This is a genomic window from Mesorhizobium sp. IMUNJ 23033 (genome assembly GCF_044778005.1).
Taxonomy (GTDB): domain Bacteria; phylum Pseudomonadota; class Alphaproteobacteria; order Rhizobiales; family Rhizobiaceae; genus Mesorhizobium; species Mesorhizobium amorphae_A.
The window spans coordinates 134,856-151,624 of sequence record NZ_JBJACT010000020.1 but is presented as its reverse complement, the minus strand read 5'-3'; the positions used below and the strand labels follow the sequence as shown (position 1 = coordinate 151,624).

13 protein-coding genes and 2 pseudogenes are annotated in these 16,769 nt (G+C 63.3%); 5 read left to right on the top strand and 10 right to left on the bottom strand.

What is annotated here, in order from left to right; genetic code table 11:
- The 6 genes and pseudogenes from ACFX5Q_RS21345 to ACFX5Q_RS21320 form a co-directional block, all read right to left on the bottom strand.
- A pseudogene (locus ACFX5Q_RS21345) lies at positions 1 to 150 on the bottom strand (vitamin B12 dependent-methionine synthase activation domain-containing protein); the annotation flags it as partial.
- A 3-nt stretch (positions 151 to 153) separates the two neighbouring features.
- Positions 154 to 444 (bottom strand): annotated as a pseudogene (locus ACFX5Q_RS21340) (Arm DNA-binding domain-containing protein); the annotation flags it as partial.
- A 293-nt stretch (positions 445 to 737) separates the two neighbouring features.
- Positions 738 to 2,300 carry a glutamine-hydrolyzing GMP synthase gene (gene guaA / locus ACFX5Q_RS21335; RefSeq protein WP_404281247.1) on the bottom strand — a complete coding sequence of 521 codons (1,563 nt, stop codon included), beginning with the start codon at positions 2,298 to 2,300 and terminating at the stop codon, positions 738 to 740.
- 9 nt (positions 2,301 to 2,309) lie between these two features.
- Complete coding sequence (locus ACFX5Q_RS21330; RefSeq protein ID WP_404281246.1) at positions 2,310 to 2,990, bottom strand: 5'-methylthioadenosine/S-adenosylhomocysteine nucleosidase; 681 nt, start codon at positions 2,988 to 2,990, stop codon at positions 2,310 to 2,312.
- A 149-nt stretch (positions 2,991 to 3,139) separates the two neighbouring features.
- Positions 3,140 to 3,598 carry a PaaI family thioesterase gene (locus ACFX5Q_RS21325; RefSeq protein WP_404281245.1) on the bottom strand — a complete coding sequence of 153 codons (459 nt, stop codon included), beginning with the start codon at positions 3,596 to 3,598 and terminating at the stop codon, positions 3,140 to 3,142.
- Positions 3,599 to 3,816: 218 nt separating this feature from the next.
- Positions 3,817 to 5,106, bottom strand: coding sequence for an RsmB/NOP family class I SAM-dependent RNA methyltransferase (locus tag ACFX5Q_RS21320; RefSeq protein ID WP_404281244.1), 1,290 nt, complete (start codon positions 5,104 to 5,106; stop codon positions 3,817 to 3,819).
- A gap of 348 nt (positions 5,107 to 5,454) precedes the next feature.
- On the opposite strand from ACFX5Q_RS21320, the gene ACFX5Q_RS21315 reads away from it, so the two are divergent.
- Positions 5,455 to 6,132 (top strand): MIP family channel protein, encoded by a 678-nt coding sequence (locus tag ACFX5Q_RS21315; RefSeq protein WP_192179792.1) that lies wholly within the window; start codon positions 5,455 to 5,457, stop codon positions 6,130 to 6,132.
- 74 nt (positions 6,133 to 6,206) lie between these two features.
- Here the strand turns inward: ACFX5Q_RS21315 and katG are convergent, their stop codons facing one another.
- Entirely contained in the window at positions 6,207 to 8,396 is a 2,190-nt protein-coding gene (katG, locus tag ACFX5Q_RS21310; protein WP_404281242.1) for a catalase/peroxidase HPI, read from the bottom strand.
- A gap of 131 nt (positions 8,397 to 8,527) precedes the next feature.
- On the opposite strand from katG, the gene ACFX5Q_RS21305 reads away from it, so the two are divergent.
- Positions 8,528 to 9,436 carry a hydrogen peroxide-inducible genes activator gene (locus ACFX5Q_RS21305; protein ID WP_404281241.1) on the top strand — a complete coding sequence of 303 codons (909 nt, stop codon included), beginning with the start codon at positions 8,528 to 8,530 and terminating at the stop codon, positions 9,434 to 9,436.
- A 91-nt stretch (positions 9,437 to 9,527) separates the two neighbouring features.
- On the opposite strand, the gene ACFX5Q_RS21300 is transcribed toward ACFX5Q_RS21305, so the two are convergent.
- Positions 9,528 to 10,214: a class I SAM-dependent methyltransferase gene (locus ACFX5Q_RS21300; protein ID WP_404281240.1), complete on the bottom strand. Its 687-nt coding sequence runs from the start codon at positions 10,212 to 10,214 to the stop codon at positions 9,528 to 9,530.
- Between the two features lie 70 nt (positions 10,215 to 10,284).
- Positions 10,285 to 11,508: a flavin-containing monooxygenase gene (locus tag ACFX5Q_RS21295; protein WP_404281239.1), complete on the bottom strand. Its 1,224-nt coding sequence runs from the start codon at positions 11,506 to 11,508 to the stop codon at positions 10,285 to 10,287.
- A gap of 294 nt (positions 11,509 to 11,802) precedes the next feature.
- Here ACFX5Q_RS21295 and ACFX5Q_RS21290 point away from each other — a divergent pair, with 294 nt between their 5' ends.
- Genes ACFX5Q_RS21290 through ACFX5Q_RS21280 form a run of 3 tightly spaced genes read left to right on the top strand, consistent with a single transcriptional unit; the run spans position 11,803 to position 15,550 of the window.
- On the top strand, positions 11,803 to 12,627 hold the full coding sequence (locus ACFX5Q_RS21290; protein WP_404281238.1) for an N-formylglutamate amidohydrolase: 825 nt from the start codon (positions 11,803 to 11,805) through the stop codon (positions 12,625 to 12,627).
- Positions 12,624 to 14,492, top strand: a complete 1,869-nt coding sequence (locus ACFX5Q_RS21285) for a flavohemoglobin expression-modulating QEGLA motif protein (RefSeq protein WP_404281237.1) — start codon at positions 12,624 to 12,626, stop codon at positions 14,490 to 14,492. Before ACFX5Q_RS21290 ends, ACFX5Q_RS21285 begins: the two co-directional genes overlap by 4 nt.
- 11 nt (positions 14,493 to 14,503) lie before the next feature.
- Entirely contained in the window at positions 14,504 to 15,550 is a 1,047-nt protein-coding gene (locus ACFX5Q_RS21280) for a glutathione synthetase (RefSeq protein ID WP_404281235.1), read from the top strand.
- 81 nt (positions 15,551 to 15,631) lie between these two features.
- Here ACFX5Q_RS21280 and ACFX5Q_RS21275 read toward each other — a convergent pair whose 3' ends face one another.
- Positions 15,632 to 16,735 (bottom strand): calcium:proton antiporter, encoded by a 1,104-nt coding sequence (locus tag ACFX5Q_RS21275; protein WP_404281233.1) that lies wholly within the window; start codon positions 16,733 to 16,735, stop codon positions 15,632 to 15,634.
- Positions 16,736 to 16,769 lie beyond the last annotated feature (34 nt).

Genomic DNA, 16,769 nt, shown 5'->3' with positions numbered 1-16,769 from the left:
GGTGAAGAAGGTTGCCAATTCCTGCGATCGCGCCTCGTCCGTAAACAGCCTGATATCGTCGCCAACGGCATTGGCCGGCCAGAAGCCGATGACGCCGCGTGGCGCGAACCATTTCTCGGCAATGATCTTCTTCAGCATCGCCTGAGCATCCTACTTTGCCTCTTTCAGGCGGCGCTTGTCGCGCTGCTTCTCGATCGCCGGCGATCGCCCTTCGCCAATGGCGCGCTTCGCGTCGAGGCACTTCTCTCGGACCAACGCGAGCGAGATGCCGTCTCTGCCATATCTGCCGAGATAGACCGTCTCGCGGCGTCCATTCAGCCTGTAGTCCAGCCGAAACGAGATCGCGCCACTGGGCATGACGCGGACATACATGCCGTCACGGTCAGCAATCTTGTAGATTTTTTCTTTTGGTTTCAGTGCTTTAAGGGTGGCGTCCGTCAGCATACCCATTGCCTCCTGAAAAGTACCGTCAGTACAATTTCAAGGCTCTGCGGCAGGAAATTCCTTTTTCCTTCAATGCCTTAAGGTACACAAAAGTACCGTCACGAGCCTCATTGGCTCCGACGGTACTTAGAAAAATTCGGGTGGGCAATATGCGGAAGGTCCGTCAAGCGGTCCGTCAAAGCCAATCTCTGCGTGCCGATTGTCGCCGATTGTCCCCGAAAGGATTTATTTTTGTTTTCAGTACGTTACGTCGCAGATTGGCGTATTTTCGGCGGCGTTTGAGTGGGTCTGAATCATTCCCACTCAATGGTGCCGGGCGGCTTTGAGGTCACGTCGTAGACGACGCGGTTGATGCCGCGCACTTCGTTGATGATGCGGGTGGCGGCGGCGCCGAGGAAGGCCATGTCGTAGTGGTAGAAGTCCGCCGTCATGCCGTCGACAGAGGTGACGGCGCGCAGCGCGCAGACGAATTCGTAGGTGCGGCCGTCGCCCATCACGCCGACGGTCTGCACCGGCAAGAGCACGGCGAAGGCCTGCCAGATGGCGTCGTAGAGGCCGGCCTTGCGGATCTCGTCGAGATAGATGGCGTCGGCCTCGCGCAGGATCTCCAGCTTGTCGCGAGAGATGCCGCCCGGGCAGCGGATGGCGAGACCGGGGCCGGGGAACGGATGGCGGCCAATGAAGCTCTCGGGCAGGCCAAGCTCCTTGCCGAGCGCCCTGACCTCGTCCTTGAACAGCTCGCGCAGCGGCTCGACCAGTTGCATGTTCATGCGCTCGGGCAGGCCACCGACATTGTGGTGCGACTTGATGGTCACCGACGGGCCGCCGGTGAAGGAGACGCTTTCGATGACGTCGGGATAGAGCGTGCCCTGGGCCAGGAAATCGGCGCCGCCGAGTTTTTGCGCCTCTTCCTCGAACACCTCGATGAACAGCCGGCCGATAGTCTTGCGCTTCTTCTCCGGGTCGGACTCGCCTTCCAGCGCCGAGATGAAACGATCAGAAGCGTCGACCAGGATCAGCGGCAGATTGTAGTGCTGGCGAAACATCGCCACCACGCCGACAGCCTCGTCCTTGCGCATCAGCCCGTGGTCGACGAGGATGCAGGTCAGCTGGTCGCCGACCGCCTCATGGATCAGCAGTGCCGCGACCGAGGAATCGACGCCGCCCGACAGCGCGCAGATGACCTTGCCCTTGCCGACCTGCTTGCGGATCGTCTCGACCGCGTGCTCGCGATAGGCCCGCATCGTCCAGTCGCCTTCGATGCCGGCGATGTTGTGGACGAAATTCCTGAGCAGCTTGGCGCCGTCCGGCGTGTGCACCACTTCGGGGTGGAACATGATGCCGTACATCTTGCGCTCGACATTGCCGAAGATGGCGAAGGGCGAGCCTTCCGACCGGCCGAACACCTCGAAGCCCTTGGGCAAGGAGATGACGCGATCGCCATGGCTCATCCACACCTGGTGGCGCTGGCCGGGCGCCCACAGGCCCTCGAACAGCGGGTTGTCCTTCTCGATCTCGACATAGGCGCGGCCGAATTCGCGATGGTCGGAGCTTTCGGCGACACCGCCCATCTGCACGCAGAGCGTCATCTGGCCGTAGCAGATGCCCAGCACCGGCACGCCGGCATCGAAGACGATTTGCGGCGCGCGCGGGCTGCCGATGTCGGAAGTCGAGGCCGGACCGCCGGAGAGGATCACCGCTTTGGGATTGATACGCTTGAAGGCTGCTTCGGCCGACTGGAACGGCACGATCTCGGAAAACACGCCGGCCTCGCGGATGCGGCGGGCGATGAGCTGCGTAAACTGGCTGCCGAAATCGACAATCAGGACGGTGTCGGGGTGATTGGCTGTCTTCATGGCGAGCGTTTAGAGAAAGAAATGAGTCGGCGCAATGGGTTGCGGGGCCGCACCAAGCTGCAGCGCATCTGAGGCGATCGCCTGCTCAAGCTGCCCGACCGCCCCGGCCAGCTTCTCATCGATGACGTGCAGATATTCCTTCCAGTCATTGACGTGCTTCAGGTCGGCGGCACCGTCGGAAATGCCGCGCAGGCCGATCAGCGGCAGGCCGAACAGCTGGCAGGCGCGCAGGCAGGCGAAGGTCTCCATGTCTACCATGTCGGCGGCGATGGCATCATAAGCGACGCCGGTAATGATCGCGCCGCCGGTCGACAGCGTCGCCTCTCTTATGCCGGGAATCCTGAACGGCAGGGGCACGGCCACCGGCAGGTCGAGAAACGGCGTGGCGCCCTTCTCGAAGCCCAGGGGCGAGGCGTCGATGTCGCGATAGGCAACCGAAACCACCTGGTAGATTTCCGTCTGCTCCAGCGTCCGGCTGCCGGCCGAGCCAAGCGAGACGACGAGATCCGGCAGCATCTTTTCGGCCTTCAGCCGGGCAAACTCGGCGCCCAGCCTGACACCGGCCTCGACCGGCCCGACGCCGGTCATGACAGGCGTGAACAGGCGCTTGAGATGCGGACCGTACTCGGCTTCGACCGCCATGACGAAGAGGACGGACTTGCCCGATAGATGAGAAACTTTACCCGCCACGATGTCTACTTCTCCCTACCTACTAGTTGCGCCGGAAGGGAAGACGGGCGACATGCCCTCGCCGCCTCCCGGCCCTCCGCCATGGCTCCGGGCGTTCGTCGCTCGAAAAGCCCATTTGGGGGCTTTTCGTCCGCTGCGCGGACCGCTCCTCACCCCGCAATGCCATCGCGGCCGACCACGGTCATCATCGTGCCGGTCATGGTGGCGATCAGCTTGGCTTCGCCGTCGGCGGCGAAGGCATAGGCCTGGCCGTCGGCGACGATGATGGTGCGGCCGGGCTTGGTCACCGAGCCGCGGAACAAGAAGCGCTCGCCCCTGCCCGGCGCCAGGAGATTGACCTTGAACTCGATGGTCAGCACGGTGGAATTCTCCGGCATCAGCGAGAACGCCGCGTAGCCGCAGGCCGAGTCCAGCGCCGTCGAGATGACGCCGGCATGGAGGAAGCCATGCTGCTGGGTGAGTGCCACCGAATAAGGCATCTCGATCTCGATGATGCCGGGAGTGACCAAGGTCAGTTCGGCGCCGATGGTCGTCATTGCTTTCTGACGCGCAAAGGACGTCCTGACGCGGTCCTCATAATCCGGAGCGGGTACGATCTTTGCTGCCATTGGCCTTCGCCTTTGTTTCCAGAGCAGCGGACTTTGCCGCCACTCTGTCTTTTTGTTTGAGCATTGGACCCCAAAACCGGTTTCCACTTTTGGGTCCAATGCTCTGGGCAAAGCTTATCGCAGAGGCATGGGCGGCAGGCAATCGCTAATGCTGCAGTGCAGCAATCGGCCTTCCGCCCTGCCTGAGCCGATCCCGCCTCTGTTGGCTGGCAAAACGATCAACCGGCCCGGCGCAGCGCGCAGACGTAGAACCCATCCGTGGCGCTGAGTGCCGGCGACAGCGAAATGCCGCCGGCGGCGCCGATACGCGCGGCCGCCGCATGGCCCGGAAAATGGCCGTCCCAGAGCGCCCGGTGATCGACCGGGCTAAAGCCGTCGTGGCGTTCACGGAAGGCCGCGACCTGGTCGCTGTTTTCAGCGTCGAACACCGAACAGGTGATGTAGACCAGCAGGCCGCCGCGTTTGACGAACGCCTTCGCCGCGTCGAGGATTGCCGACTGCTCGCCCTTGCGCTGGTCGAGCTGTCTCTGCGTCAGCCGCCATTTGGCATCGGGGCGGCGCCGCCAGGTGCCGCTGCCGGTGCAAGGCGCGTCGACAAGCACGATGTCCATATGGCCTGACAGCGGTGCGAGCTCCGCCGGCTTGCTGACGATCTGGATGTTGCGGTTTTCCGAACGGCGCATGCGGTCGAAGATTGGCGCAAGCCGCGCCTTTTCGGCGTCGTGAGCGAAGATCTGGCCGCGATTGCCCATCTCGGCCGACAGCGCCAGCGTCTTGCCGCCGGCGCCGGCGCAATAGTCGAGCACCTGCATTCCGGCCTCAGCACCTGTCAGTGCGGCGACGATCTGCGAGCCCTCGTCCTGGACCTCGAACCAACCTTTCTGAAAGGCGGGCTCGGCCTGCACGTTGGGGTGCCGGCCGTCGCCGTCGATCGGCGGGATGCGGATGCCCTGCGGCGCAAGGCGCGCCGGCTTGGCGCCGGTGTCGGCGAGTTCGGCCAGCACCTTGCCGCGATCGGCCTGCAGCGTGTTGACCCGCAGGTCGAGCGGCGGGCGGGTGGCAAGGGCAGCCCCCTCTTCGACCCAGGCCTCGCCAAAAGCCCGTTCGAAGAGCGGTTCGCACCAGTCGGGAATATCCGCGCGCACTGCTTCCGGCGCGTCTTCGGGCCGGCGGGCGGCGAGCGCCTTCAGTTCGTCGGCGTCGAGCAGCGGCGGCGCGAACTTGTCTCCGTCGAGCGCGTCATTCAGCGACTGCGCCGTCTGCCCCCATTCGAGCAGCAACGCGCCGAAGCCGATGGCGCGCGGCGTGTCCTGGCCCAGCAGCCAGCCGGCGGAGCGCCTGCGGCGCAGCGCGTCATAGACGATGTTGCCGATCGCCGCGCGGTCGCCGCCGCCGGCGAAGCGGTGCGACAGGCCCCAATCCTTCAGCGCATCGGCCACCGGCCGGTGGCGCCGGCCAATGTCTTCCAGCACTTCGATGGCCGCCGCCAACCTTCCGCCCAGTCGCATTCTCGTCTTCCGATGCTCAGCAATTCATGTCCGGCCCTGCTCTTAGAGCCTTTCGTGCCCAGATTGAAATAGTTCCGTTTGCCCGATGGCGACACGGCCCACGCCGAATGTGGCGAAGGTCCGATGGCATGCATCCTGCGTGCCGCACGAAAAAGCAGTCGTTTTCCAGCCACAACGAAACAATTCGATCAATACATTAAAGCTCTCTAATGCGCGCGACTGGCGTCCACAAGCATGCCGGCTGGAGCAAGCGCTCTGCTTTCCAAGTTTTCCTGTTGCGAATACTCTTACCGCCATGATTCGCATCGCAGAAAAGGCGCGGCCGCGAATCGATACGAGGAGAGGGCAATGAAGACTTATCTGGCGGAAGTTCTAGGCACGTTTCTGTTGGTGTTCATCGGCACGGCTTCCGTGGTCACGGGCGGCTTCGGCGGCGCGCTGCCGCTCGGTCAGGAAGGCATCGGCCTGGCGTTCGGCATCGGCCTGATTGCGGCGGCCTATGCGATCGGCCCGATCTCGGGCGCGCATCTCAACCCGGCGGTGACGCTCGGCGTCTTCCTCGCCGGCCGGCTGCCGGCCAAGGACGTCGTCCCCTATTGGATCGCGCAGATCATCGGCGCCATCCTGGCCTCGCTGGCACTGTGGATCATCGTCTCCGGCCAGGTCGGCGGGCACACCGGCGGCTTCGGAGCGAATGGCTGGGATGAGGCGAAATGGGGCGTCAGCTCGGCCTTCCTGTGGGAGCTGATCGGCACCTTCACCTTCGTCACCGTGATCCTCGGCGTCACCGCGGAAAAGCACTCGACGGCGTTTGCCGGGCTGGTCATCGGCCTGACGCTGGCGGGCATCCACTTCGCCATGATCCCGGTCACCGGCACCTCGGTCAACCCGGCCCGTTCGATCGGCCCGGCACTGTTTTCGGGTGGTGCGGCACTCAGCCAGCTCTGGCTGTTCATCGTCGCCCCGCTGATCGGCGGCGCCATCGCCGGCGTGGTCGCCAAGGCCGGCATCTTCGAGAAGGACTGATTTTCGAAGCCTGAATACGAATAAGGCGCGGGCCACGGCCCGCGCCTTATTCTGGATCTTGAAGACTAGCGCGATCAGGCCACGAGGTCGAAGCGATCGGCGTTCATCACCTTGGTCCACGCCGCCACGAAGTCTCTCGCAAACTTCGCCTTGGCGTCCGTCGTCGCATAGACTTCGGCCAGCGCGCGCAACTGCGAATGCGAGCCGAAGATGAGGTCGGCGCGGGTGCCGGTCCACTTCACTTCGCCGGTCTTGCGGTCGCGGCCCTCGAACATATCCTTGGCGTCCGACGCCGCCTTCCACTCCGTGCCCATGTCGAGCAGGTTGACGAAGAAGTCGTTGCTCAGCGTTGCCGGCTGGCTGGTGAAGACGCCGTGCTTCGACTGCCCGGCATTGGCGCCGAGAACACGCAGGCCGCCGACGAGAACCGTCATCTCCGGCGCCGTCAGCGTCAGCAACTGCGCCCGGTCGACCAGCGCTTCCTCGACGGTTAGGCGCTGCCTGCCGCTGACATAGTTGCGGAAGCCGTCAACCGTCGGCTCCAGTGGCGCGAAGGAGTGGATGTCCGTCTGCTCCTGCGAGGCGTCCATGCGCCCCGGCGTGAAGGGAACCGTCACGCCATTCCCGGCCGCCTTCTCGATGGCAGCACCGCCGCCGAGAACGATCAGGTCGGCGAGAGAGACCTTCTTGCCGCCGGACTGCGACGCGTTGAACTCCTTCTGGATCGCTTCGAGCTTGTCCAGCACCTTGGCCAGCTCGGCCGGCTGGTTGACGGCCCAGTCCTTCTGCGGCGCCAGGCGAATGCGCGCGCCATTGGCGCCGCCGCGCTTGTCGGAGCCACGGAAGGTCGAGGCCGAGGCCCAGGCCGCTGAGACCAGCTGCGGCACCGACAGGCCGGACGCGAGGATCTTCGCCTTCAGCGCGGCAGCGTCCTGCTCGTCGATCAGAACATGATCGACTGTCGGGATGACGTCCTGCCAGGGCAGCTCTTCCTTGGGAACGAGCGGGCCGAGATAGCGCACGCGCGGACCCATGTCGCGATGGGTCAGCTTGTACCAGGCGCGCGCGAACGCGTCGGCGAACTGATCCGGGTTCTCATGGAAGCGCCGCGAGATCGTCTCGTAGGAGGGATCGAAGCGCAGGGCGAGGTCGGTGGTCAGCATGGACGGCGCATGACGCTTGGCCGAATTGTGCGCATCCGGCACGCTGCCGGCGCCGGCACCACCCTTCGGCGTCCACTGGTGAGCGCCGGCCGGGCTCTTGGTTAGTTCCCAGTCGAAGCCGAACAGATTGTCGAAGAAGTTGTTGCTCCATTTGGTCGGCGTCGTCGTCCAGGTGACTTCCAGGCCGCTGCCGATCGCATCGCCACCCTTGCCGGTGCCGAATGTGCTGGCCCAGCCGAGGCCCTGCTGCTCGATGTCGGCGCCCTCAGGCTCCACGCCCACCAACGATGCATCGCCGGCACCGTGGGTCTTGCCGAAGGTGTGGCCGCCGGCGATCAGCGCTACTGTCTCCTCATCGTTCATGGCCATGCGGGCGAAGGTGTCGCGAATGTCGCGCGCCGCGGCCAGCGGATCCGGATTGCCGTTCGGACCTTCCGGGTTGACGTAGATCAGCCCCATCTGGACGGCGGCGAGCGGGTTCTGCAGATCGCGGTCGCCGCTGTAGCGCTCGTCGGCCAGCCACTTGCCTTCGGGACCCCAGTAGATGTCCTGCTCCGGCTCCCAGACGTCGGCGCGGCCGCCGGCGAAGCCGAAGGTCTTGAAGCCCATCGATTCCAGGGCGACATTGCCGGTGAGGATCATCAGGTCGGCCCAGGAGATCTTGCGGCCGTATTTCTGCTTGACCGGCCACAGCAGGCGGCGGGCCTTGTCGAGATTGACGTTGTCCGGCCAGCTGTTCAGCGGCGCAAAGCGCTGCTGGCCGGCTCCGGCGCCGCCGCGGCCGTCGCCGATGCGGTAGGTGCCGGCGCTGTGCCAGGCCATGCGGATGAACAGCGGCCCGTAATGGCCGAAGTCGGCCGGCCACCATTCCTGCGAATCCGTCATCAAGGCATGCAGGTCCTTGATCACGGCGTTGAGGTCGAGGCTCTTGAACTCCTCGGCATAGTCGAACGCCTCGCCCATCGGGTCGGACAGACCGGACTGCTGGTGCAGAACCTGGACGTTCAGCTGGTTCGGCCACCAGTCGCGGTTGGCCCTGGCTGCGGTGGTGTGCACGACGGGGCATTTGCCCGCGCTGTTGTCATCGGTTTTCGCGTCCATCTTTTACTCTCCGATTTGCTGAATCTTTTTCCGGGGAAGCATCGAGCCGCCACTCTGGAATGGTTCCAGACTAGGGCGCTTTGACGATAAAAACAAATTGCCTTTCCTGTTTTTTCCGATAGGTTTTTCTTATGATAGGCCTCACCGTCCGGCAGATGCAGTATTTCGAAGCGCTGGCGCAGACGCTGCATTTCGGCCGCGCGGCGAAACTCGCCGGCGTCAGCCAGCCGGCGCTGTCGGCGCAGATCGCCGAGATGGAGCAGCGGCTCAACTGCCGGCTGTTCGAGCGCGGCGGCAAGGTGGTGCGGATGACCGATGAGGCGCTGACCCTGCAGCCCCGCATCGAGCGCATTCTCGCCGATATACGTGACGTCGAAACGACCGCAAGGCGCGGCCGCCCGGCCATGGAAGGGCGCTTCCGGCTGGGCATCATCCCGACGGTTGCGCCCTATCTGTTGCCGCATGTGCTGCCGGAGCTGAAACGGCATTTCCCGGCCCTGCAGCTCGAACTGCGCGAAGCGGTGACCGCATCGCTGATCGAGGACAGCGCCTCGGGCAGGCTCGACGCCTTCATCGCCGCCCTGCCGCTCGATCATCCCGGCCTGGTCAGCGAGGAGCTGTTTTGCGACCGGTTCTTCCTCGCCGTGCCATCGGGCGATCCGGCCTTCGCCTCGCCGCCGGTGCCGCCGGAAAGCCCGGCGCTGGAACGGCTGATGCTTCTGGAGGAAGGCCACTGCTTGCGCGAACAGGCGCTCGCGGTGTGCGGCAGCGTTCGCCCGGTGGCAATGGCAAGCTACGGCGCCACCAGCCTGACGACGCTGTTGCAAATGGTGGCGCACGGGCTCGGCGTCACGCTGATCCCCGAAATGGCGACAGGCCCGGCTAGCGTGATGCCGGATCTCAAGATCGTGCCGTTCCAGGAGCCGATGCCGCAGCGCACGATCTGCCTGGCCTGGCGGCGCAACAAGGTGCGGCACGACGAATGCGTTGAGCTGGCGAAGATCATTCGTGGGCTCGATGCGGCAGTGCTGGCGGCCTGAGGTGCTACCGCAATAGACCCCAGATCGGCAACTGGCGCAAAAAGCGAATCCTGGGGCTCGCTTTGACGCGCCCTCGGAAAAGGACCTTAGGTCAGGCGCGCTGGAGAATATCCGCCTTGATGGGCTGGTCGAATTCCAGTGAACCTTCGCTGGTGCGCGCTGCCGCCGCAAGCACGGCGGCTCTGATGGCAGATTTGTTTTGCTCGACAATTTCGCGTCGCGATGGATCGACAGCTACAATGCGATCCAAAAAGCCGTCGGCGGTTGGAAAGACATCGCGACGAACGTAGTTCAACGTCGCCATCCGAGAGAGCACTCCAGACAATGTGGCCGTTTCGATCGCGCGTTGCGCCGCTAGCCGGACAACGGTCTCGTCCTCTACCAATCGAAGAGCCGAGAAGAAGGTGCCGGTCGGCAACGGCTCGACAATGATCACGACGCCGTTTGGCCTGATGACGCGCGCTGTTTCGCGAAGCGCTACCGGCATCGCCATTTCGGGAACGTGGTGAAGCGCATTAATCATCGTGCAGAGGTCGAATGTCGCGGTGTCGAAAGGAAGAGCCTCGGCCACGCCTTCGAGGAAATTGGCCTGCGGAACAGCCGCTGTGGCAGCCCGTATGGCGTCCACGCCCGGATCGATGCCGACCACCTCCGCGCCTTCGGCAGCAAGCTGACCTGCAAAATTGCCGGCCCCGCAACCGATGTCGAGAATCCTAAGCCCAGCGATCGATGGGCGCACCGATCTGACAACTGCCAATGGACTGTCTACAGGTTGCACTGCCGTCCACCTTTACCCTTGATCGTAGCCAGTTCGCGGGCGCCTCATCTGCTTCGATATCCAATCCGGCTCATCTCTTTGCGAGATGGTCAACCAGACGGGCTACCTCCTCGGCAATGCCGGGTACCGTGCCCGATTTCCGCGTTGATGCGAAATCGAGGCCGGCAAAATAGATGCCGGGATCGACGCCGATGCCGTCCTCGTGCAGGGGCTGACCGGTCGCATCAAGCGCGCCCGGCAGCCCAACCCATCCGAAATCACCCGTAAAGCCGGTAGACCAGATTACCGAAGAGATCCCGCTGGCCGCCAGGTCGATCGAGCGGATGGGTGGGCTCGGCAATCGCGGCTCGATGGTTTCGGCCGGATCGTCCTCGGCCGGAGGCGCCTGAAGGCCGGTGCGCTCGATATACTGGTCGACAAGGCGCTTGGCATCTGCAGAGACCTCATCGGCAAAGCGAATATGGTCATCGAGCTGATCGCCAAAGATGAGGCTGCCGTTGTCCACGCCGAGAAATCGACCAAGCAGCACGACGCCCTGCGCAGTGAGAGACTGCAGGCTGATGGTGTGCGTCGCGCCGAGTAACGGGCGCGCTGGCAATTTGCCGGATGGCAGGACTAGTTCCCGGCGCGGGAGATCGAGATGACCGCTCAGGGTCAGCCAGTTGAGCATGCTGCCGCCGCGATAGTTCCGCACCCAGCGGCCATTGCGGCATGTCGCCAGAAAGACGGAGCGCCCAGCCAGAGCCAGGTCTTCGGCAATCTGGCCTCCCGATTGACCGCTGCCGACCACCAGTACCGCACCGTCGTCAAGTGCGGCCGCACTGCGATATGCGGAGGAATCGATCTGGCGAAGTGCCGACGGCAGCTCGGCGGACCAGGGCGGGCGGACCGGACAATTCAGATTGCCAGTCGCGATCACCACATTGCGCGCCCGAATCGTGCCATCCGGCGTCGCTACCCGATAGTGCCCATCGTCTCTTGTCAGTTCCTGCACCGGAATCCCGGTTCTCACCGGCAATCGGTGCCGCTCGACGTAGCTCTCCAGATAGGCGACGAATTCGTGGTGCGTTATGGCACCCCAAGGATCCGCCCCGTCGTAGGAATCGCCGGGCAGGATCGAGCGTATATTGGGCGAATTCAGCCGGAACGAGTCCCATCGCTGCATCCGCCATGTCTCGCCGATGCGGCTTCGTTCAAGCACGCAATGCTTGAGCCCTTGCTGTTTCAGGAAATAGCTCGCGCCGAGCCCGGCCGAGCCGGCGCCTATGACAACGGAATCGAGTATCCCCTCCACCCAGTTCCCCGACGCAGATACACTTCGAAACAATAGTGTGCGGAGAGCGGACGCGAAGGCGCTCACCCTTGCAATGCGGCGAGGCATTTCGTGCCGCCAATTCGACCGCACCTAAACAAGGACAGCATAATGCAAAGTGCCAGTTTCTGACAGTCCCAAGGATGGAGGCCATCCCCGCGTCGCGGATCATCTTCGGCGTGACTCTTCCATCGAAGGCTCAGCTTTGCTCATGAGTAACCCGCCGGGCTTTTGTACTGCCCCGGAACCGTCCGCCCTCTCCACGCATTTCGATGGATGTTGAGCAAGCCTATTTTCAACAATGCTGCGAGCGGGTCACCGGCTGGCTGGACAATCAAGCTTGGCGATTCCCCCGTCATTGGCACGGCGATCCACAGCGGCTCCGACGTCGGGCGCACTTGCCAATCGCTCATGTGCATCCCCGACCCTGACCGGCTGCGGGAGGAGGACCCCTTCACCGAGCACTTTATCGCCGATTTCCCCACCCAGATCGTCGTTCATCGATCGCGCTTTCAAGTCGACCTGAACCGCGTGCGCGAGGCTGCGGTCTACCGGTCGCCGGACCAGTCCTGGGGCCTGAACGTATGGCGAGAGCCGCCCGCCGAGGACATTGTGAACGAGTCCCTCGCCTTTCACGACGCGTTCTATGGCGAGCTCAAGCGTGTGCTCGCCGATGTCGAGAAGCGCTACGGCAGGTTCGTCCTTGTCGATGTCCACAGCTACAACCACCGGCGCGAAGGGCCGAAAGCAGCGCCTGCGTCGCAAGATGGCGCGCCTGACATCAATATCGGCACATTCTCGATGGACCGCGCGCGCTGGGCGTCGATCGTCGACGCCTTCACGGATGCGCTGCGCGGCCAGCGTTTCAATGGCGAACCGATCGACGTGCGCGAGAATGTGTCTTTCCAGGGCAAGGGCGAACAGACCCGTTTTGTGCATGCCAATTTCCCCGAGACCGGGTGTGCCATCGCGGTCGAGTTCAAGAAGATCTTCATGGACGAATGGAGCGGCGAGCCCGACTGGGCAGCGATCGAACGGCTGCGTGCCATGCTGGCGTCCACCGTGCCCGTTCTCGAGGCCGCGCTGCGGGGCATGACATGAAGCCGAAGCTCGTCGAGGCTGCGTCTCCGTTGGCTGATATTGAAGCGGACCTGGACGCGCTTTTCCGGGACGGCAAACCGATCCGCCGCGAGTTCGGCGACGGCAACCGTCTGCACATCGATCGGCCGCTGCCCTTTCTCTGCGTCCATGTCGGGTCGCAGCAGGATGCGGCGTTCCAAATTGTTTCCGCCAATGCGTCCTATCTCATCGTGGCCGATAGTGGCTTCGCCGGCAAGGTCGCGCGGCTGGTGGCGCGAAGGATGCGCGATCATTGCGGCGCCTTCCTCGTCATCGACATCGGCGAGTTGGCCGAAGACCGGTTCCTGACGGAGGACGTGCCGTTCCTGCCGCCTTTCGAGATTGCACTGGCCAGCGGCGACACCGCGGCGGAGAAGGCGGCGCTCAAGCGCTTCGCCACTGCGGCGTCCGGACGCGAAGCGAAATACCGCACGCCGCGTGTCGACGAACTCAATCCCACGACACGCGCCGAAGCACGGCTCTCGGAAGATCTCGGCGATGTTGCGGGCCTCACGGTGCGCTTCGCGCCGATCTACAGGGTGCCTGGCAGCGAGCGCGTCTATCCCGAATTGCGCGACCTTGTCGTCGCCAACATGGTGGATTCCGCGCTTCAGGCGGTCAGCGCCTTTCTGAAGGCATCAAAGCTGGAACCGCCGGCAACCCATCGTTCGCTGGGGCGGCGCGCCTATATCGACGCTGTCGTGCGCGCCGACCGGGCACTAGACAGCGTCGCGTCGACATTCGATTTCCTGCTTGCCGTCACGCCGATCAACGCCGAACCAGCCTGGCGGGAATTCCAGGCGGGTGGCTTCGAGCATGTCCCCACACTGCTCTACAGGCCGCTCGAATTCGAGGTCGCCGCCCAGAAGCGGAAGCTCTATTCGGTCTCGCTCGATCATCTGGAAGATCCGCTGCTGACCAAGCTTCTCTCGCAAAAGCAGCAGGAGCTCGATCTCCAGCTGTCGATGCTCGCGGCACGCGAGACGCCCCGTTTCGTCGAACTCGGACGAGCACTCTATGGCAGCGTCGAGCCGAGCCTGGCGGCGAGAGCACGCGCCATTCTCGAAAAGGCGCCCCGCGCTGCGTCGGCGGCGAGGCAGAAGGGGCTGGGCGCAGACGCCGTCGCCGCGGCCGCGCGAGACATGATCGCCGGATACCGTGCCGCCTACCCCGATTTCGATGCTTCCGTGGAGATCCGCGGCGACCTGCCGGCCGGCCTGCTCGTCTCTCGAAACCTGCTACTGGTTTCGCGCGATACCAACCTTCCACCGGAGCGTCTGACCGCACTGCTCAGTCACGAGATCGGCGTCCATCTGCTGACCTATTTCAACGGCGATGCGCAGGGGCTCGCCATCTTCCGCAACGGGCTCGCCGGCTACGAGGGCATGCAGGAGGGACTGGCCGTGCTGGCGGAATATCTGGTCGGCGGCATGACCGCAGCGCGGCTGCGGCTGATCGCGGCCAGGGTCATCGCCTGTCAGGCGATGCTCGAGGGTGCGACGTTCGAGGAAACCTTCCGCGTCCTCCACCAGGATTTCGGGCTCGACGAGCGCAGCGCCTTCAACGTCGTGCTGCGTGTCTTTCGAGGTGGCGGCCTGGCAAAGGACGCCATCTATCTGCGCGGCGTGGTGCAGGTCCTCGATCATCTGAGGAATGGCGGCAGCCTCACGCCGTTCTGGATCGGCAAGATCTCCGCCGCGCATTTCGGCGCAATCCAGGAACTCAACGCGCGCGGCTTGCTGCGCGCGCCGCGCCTCGAACCCGCATTCCTTTCTTCCGACGCGGCGCGTCCGCGGCTCAAGAAAGCGATGGCGGGGATCGATCCGATCGATATGGTTGAGACTTGAGGGAGCACCCGATGCGCATTGCGTTCTTCGTCAATTCGGTCGAGAGCGAAACGCCCGGCTACACGACGACAACGCTGGCGCTGGCTGCAATCCAGCGCGGCCATTCTGTCGTCTATGTCGAACCCGGCGACTTCATACTGCGTCCGGACAACAGTCTGGCTGTCAATGTCGCGGTGCTGCCGGACGCTCCCTACAAGACGCCCGACAAACTGTATGCTGCCCTGAAGGATGCCGCGAAGCAGAAAAAGACGTTCGCGGCAAGCGATATCGATATCCTGTTTCTGCGCAACGACCCGTCGCTCGACGCTACCGATCGGCCATGGGCCGCCAATGCCGGCATCATGTTCGGGCGGCTTGCAGCGGAACAGGGCGTCATCGTCGTCAACGATCCGGACGGTCTGGCACAGGCACAGAGCAAGCTCTACCTGCAGACCTTTCCCGAAGCGGTTCGGCCGGCGACCCTGATATCGCGCAGCATTGCCGAGATCCGCGCATTCATCGACAAGCACTCGAAGGGCTGCATCGTCAAACCACTGCAAGGGTCGGGCGGCAAGAACGTCTTCCATATTGCGACACCTGCCGATTCCAACCTCAACCAGATTTTCGAGGCCGCCAGTGGTGACGGCTATCTCATCGCGCAGGCCTACATTCCGGAGGCCAAGGCCGGTGACGTGCGGCTTTTCCTGATGAACGGCCTGCCGTTGATGCGCGACGGAAGTTACGCCGCCTTTCGCCGCATCCCAGCCAAAGGCGACGTCCGCTCCAACATCCACGCCGCGGGAACAGCCCGCAAGGTCAAGGTGACAGACACGATGTTGCGCATTGCCGAGATGGTACGCCCCAAACTGGTCGGCGACGGCATGTTTCTGGTCGGGCTCGACATCGTCGGCGACAAACTTCTGGAGATCAATGTCTTTACGCCAGGCGGGCTGGCACGGCTCGCCGACATGTACAAGACGGATTTCGCCACGCGTGTCATCGTCGCGCTGGAGGAGAAGGCGACGCTGCGCCGAGCCTATGGAAAGACCGTGCCGAATTCGCGGCTGGCGACGCTTTGATGATGCGGGCAAGCCGGATAGCGATTTTCCAGCCGGGCGCCGTCCCATCCATGCGTCCGATTGCCAGATCGCACCAAAGCTTTAAGGTATAAATATCAGAAATACGAAAGTAAAAAATACGACGATATGGACCATTCCGGTCAGGAATGTGGTTCTTTCGTTGCTGAAGCTTACGCCGCATATGAAAAGCGCTAAAATCAAAAGTACGGCGTCAGCCTCCGGGAGCCCCAGGGTTAAGCCTCTTCCCGTCACCAGGCTGGCGGCTGCGACCGCCGGTATCGTCAAACCAATCGTCGCGCAAGCCGAACCCATCGCGACATTCAAACCGCGCTGCAGCTCATTGTTGAGTGAAGCACGGATCGCCGAAATGGCCTCCGGCATCAAAACCAGCCCGGCGATCATTGCCCCCACGATACTGTCAGCCTGAGTCACCTGGTAGGCAACGAGCGCATCTTCGACGCTTGCGGCAACTTGCTCGGCGAGCATGACAATTCCGATCAGCCCGATCAGCAAGAGCAAAGCGCTGGCCGAGATGCTTTCGTGAGGGGCGGTTCGCACCGAAGCGTGGTGTGCTTGTCCCTCGATGAAGTCGTCCCGGTGCCGCACGGTCTGCGCGAACACAAAGCTTGCATAGAGCAGCACGGAAAGTACGCTCACAAAACCAAGCTGAGCTGCTGAAAATGTGCCGGGATCCGTGGTTCGCGTGTAGGTCGGCAGAATTAGCGTCATGACGGTCAGTGCGACCAGAACCGCCAGATATGCGCTGGTCCCTTGTCGAACAATCGCCTGCTTGCGATGACGCCAGCCGCCAAGCGTGAGACACATGCCGACAACGCCGGTAGACGTAATCATCACCGTAGAGAAAACGGACTCGCGCGCCAGCGTAGGGTTGTTCTCTCCATGCAGCATCATGGAAACGATGATCGACACTTCGATTGCCGTCACGGCAAAAGTCAGCACCAACGTACCGTAGGGCTCCCCCACACGATGGGCCACCGCCTCGGCGTGGTCGAGCACCACGAAAATGGTGGTGAACATGATCGCACTCGAAAGCGCTCCGACAAATATCCTGATGCTCAGCGAACCTTCGTCTACCGATAGCCCGCTGGCTCTGACCGCGACGGCCATCGCCAGGGCGGCCAAGGGCATCGCATAGGAAGTCACCGATCGTGCGAAACCACGCATTCAAGCCTTGTGCGTTTCTGCCGAACCCCGCGGA

Coding starts and splice junctions, on each gene's coding strand:
- guaA (WP_404281247.1), bottom strand. CDS start 2,300: ATGAAGACAGCCAATCACCCCGACACCGTCCTGATTGTCGATTTCGGC.
- ACFX5Q_RS21325 (WP_404281245.1), bottom strand. CDS start 3,598: ATGGCAGCAAAGATCGTACCCGCTCCGGATTATGAGGACCGCGTCAGG.
- ACFX5Q_RS21320 (WP_404281244.1), bottom strand. CDS start 5,106: ATGCGACTGGGCGGAAGGTTGGCGGCGGCCATCGAAGTGCTGGAAGAC.
- ACFX5Q_RS21315 (WP_192179792.1), top strand. CDS start 5,455: ATGAAGACTTATCTGGCGGAAGTTCTAGGCACGTTTCTGTTGGTGTTC.
- katG (WP_404281242.1), bottom strand. CDS start 8,396: ATGGACGCGAAAACCGATGACAACAGCGCGGGCAAATGCCCCGTCGTG.
- ACFX5Q_RS21305 (WP_404281241.1), top strand. CDS start 8,528: ATGATAGGCCTCACCGTCCGGCAGATGCAGTATTTCGAAGCGCTGGCG.
- ACFX5Q_RS21290 (WP_404281238.1), top strand. CDS start 11,803: ATGTTGAGCAAGCCTATTTTCAACAATGCTGCGAGCGGGTCACCGGCT.
- ACFX5Q_RS21285 (WP_404281237.1), top strand. CDS start 12,624: ATGAAGCCGAAGCTCGTCGAGGCTGCGTCTCCGTTGGCTGATATTGAA.
- ACFX5Q_RS21280 (WP_404281235.1), top strand. CDS start 14,504: ATGCGCATTGCGTTCTTCGTCAATTCGGTCGAGAGCGAAACGCCCGGC.
- ACFX5Q_RS21275 (WP_404281233.1), bottom strand. CDS start 16,735: ATGCGTGGTTTCGCACGATCGGTGACTTCCTATGCGATGCCCTTGGCC.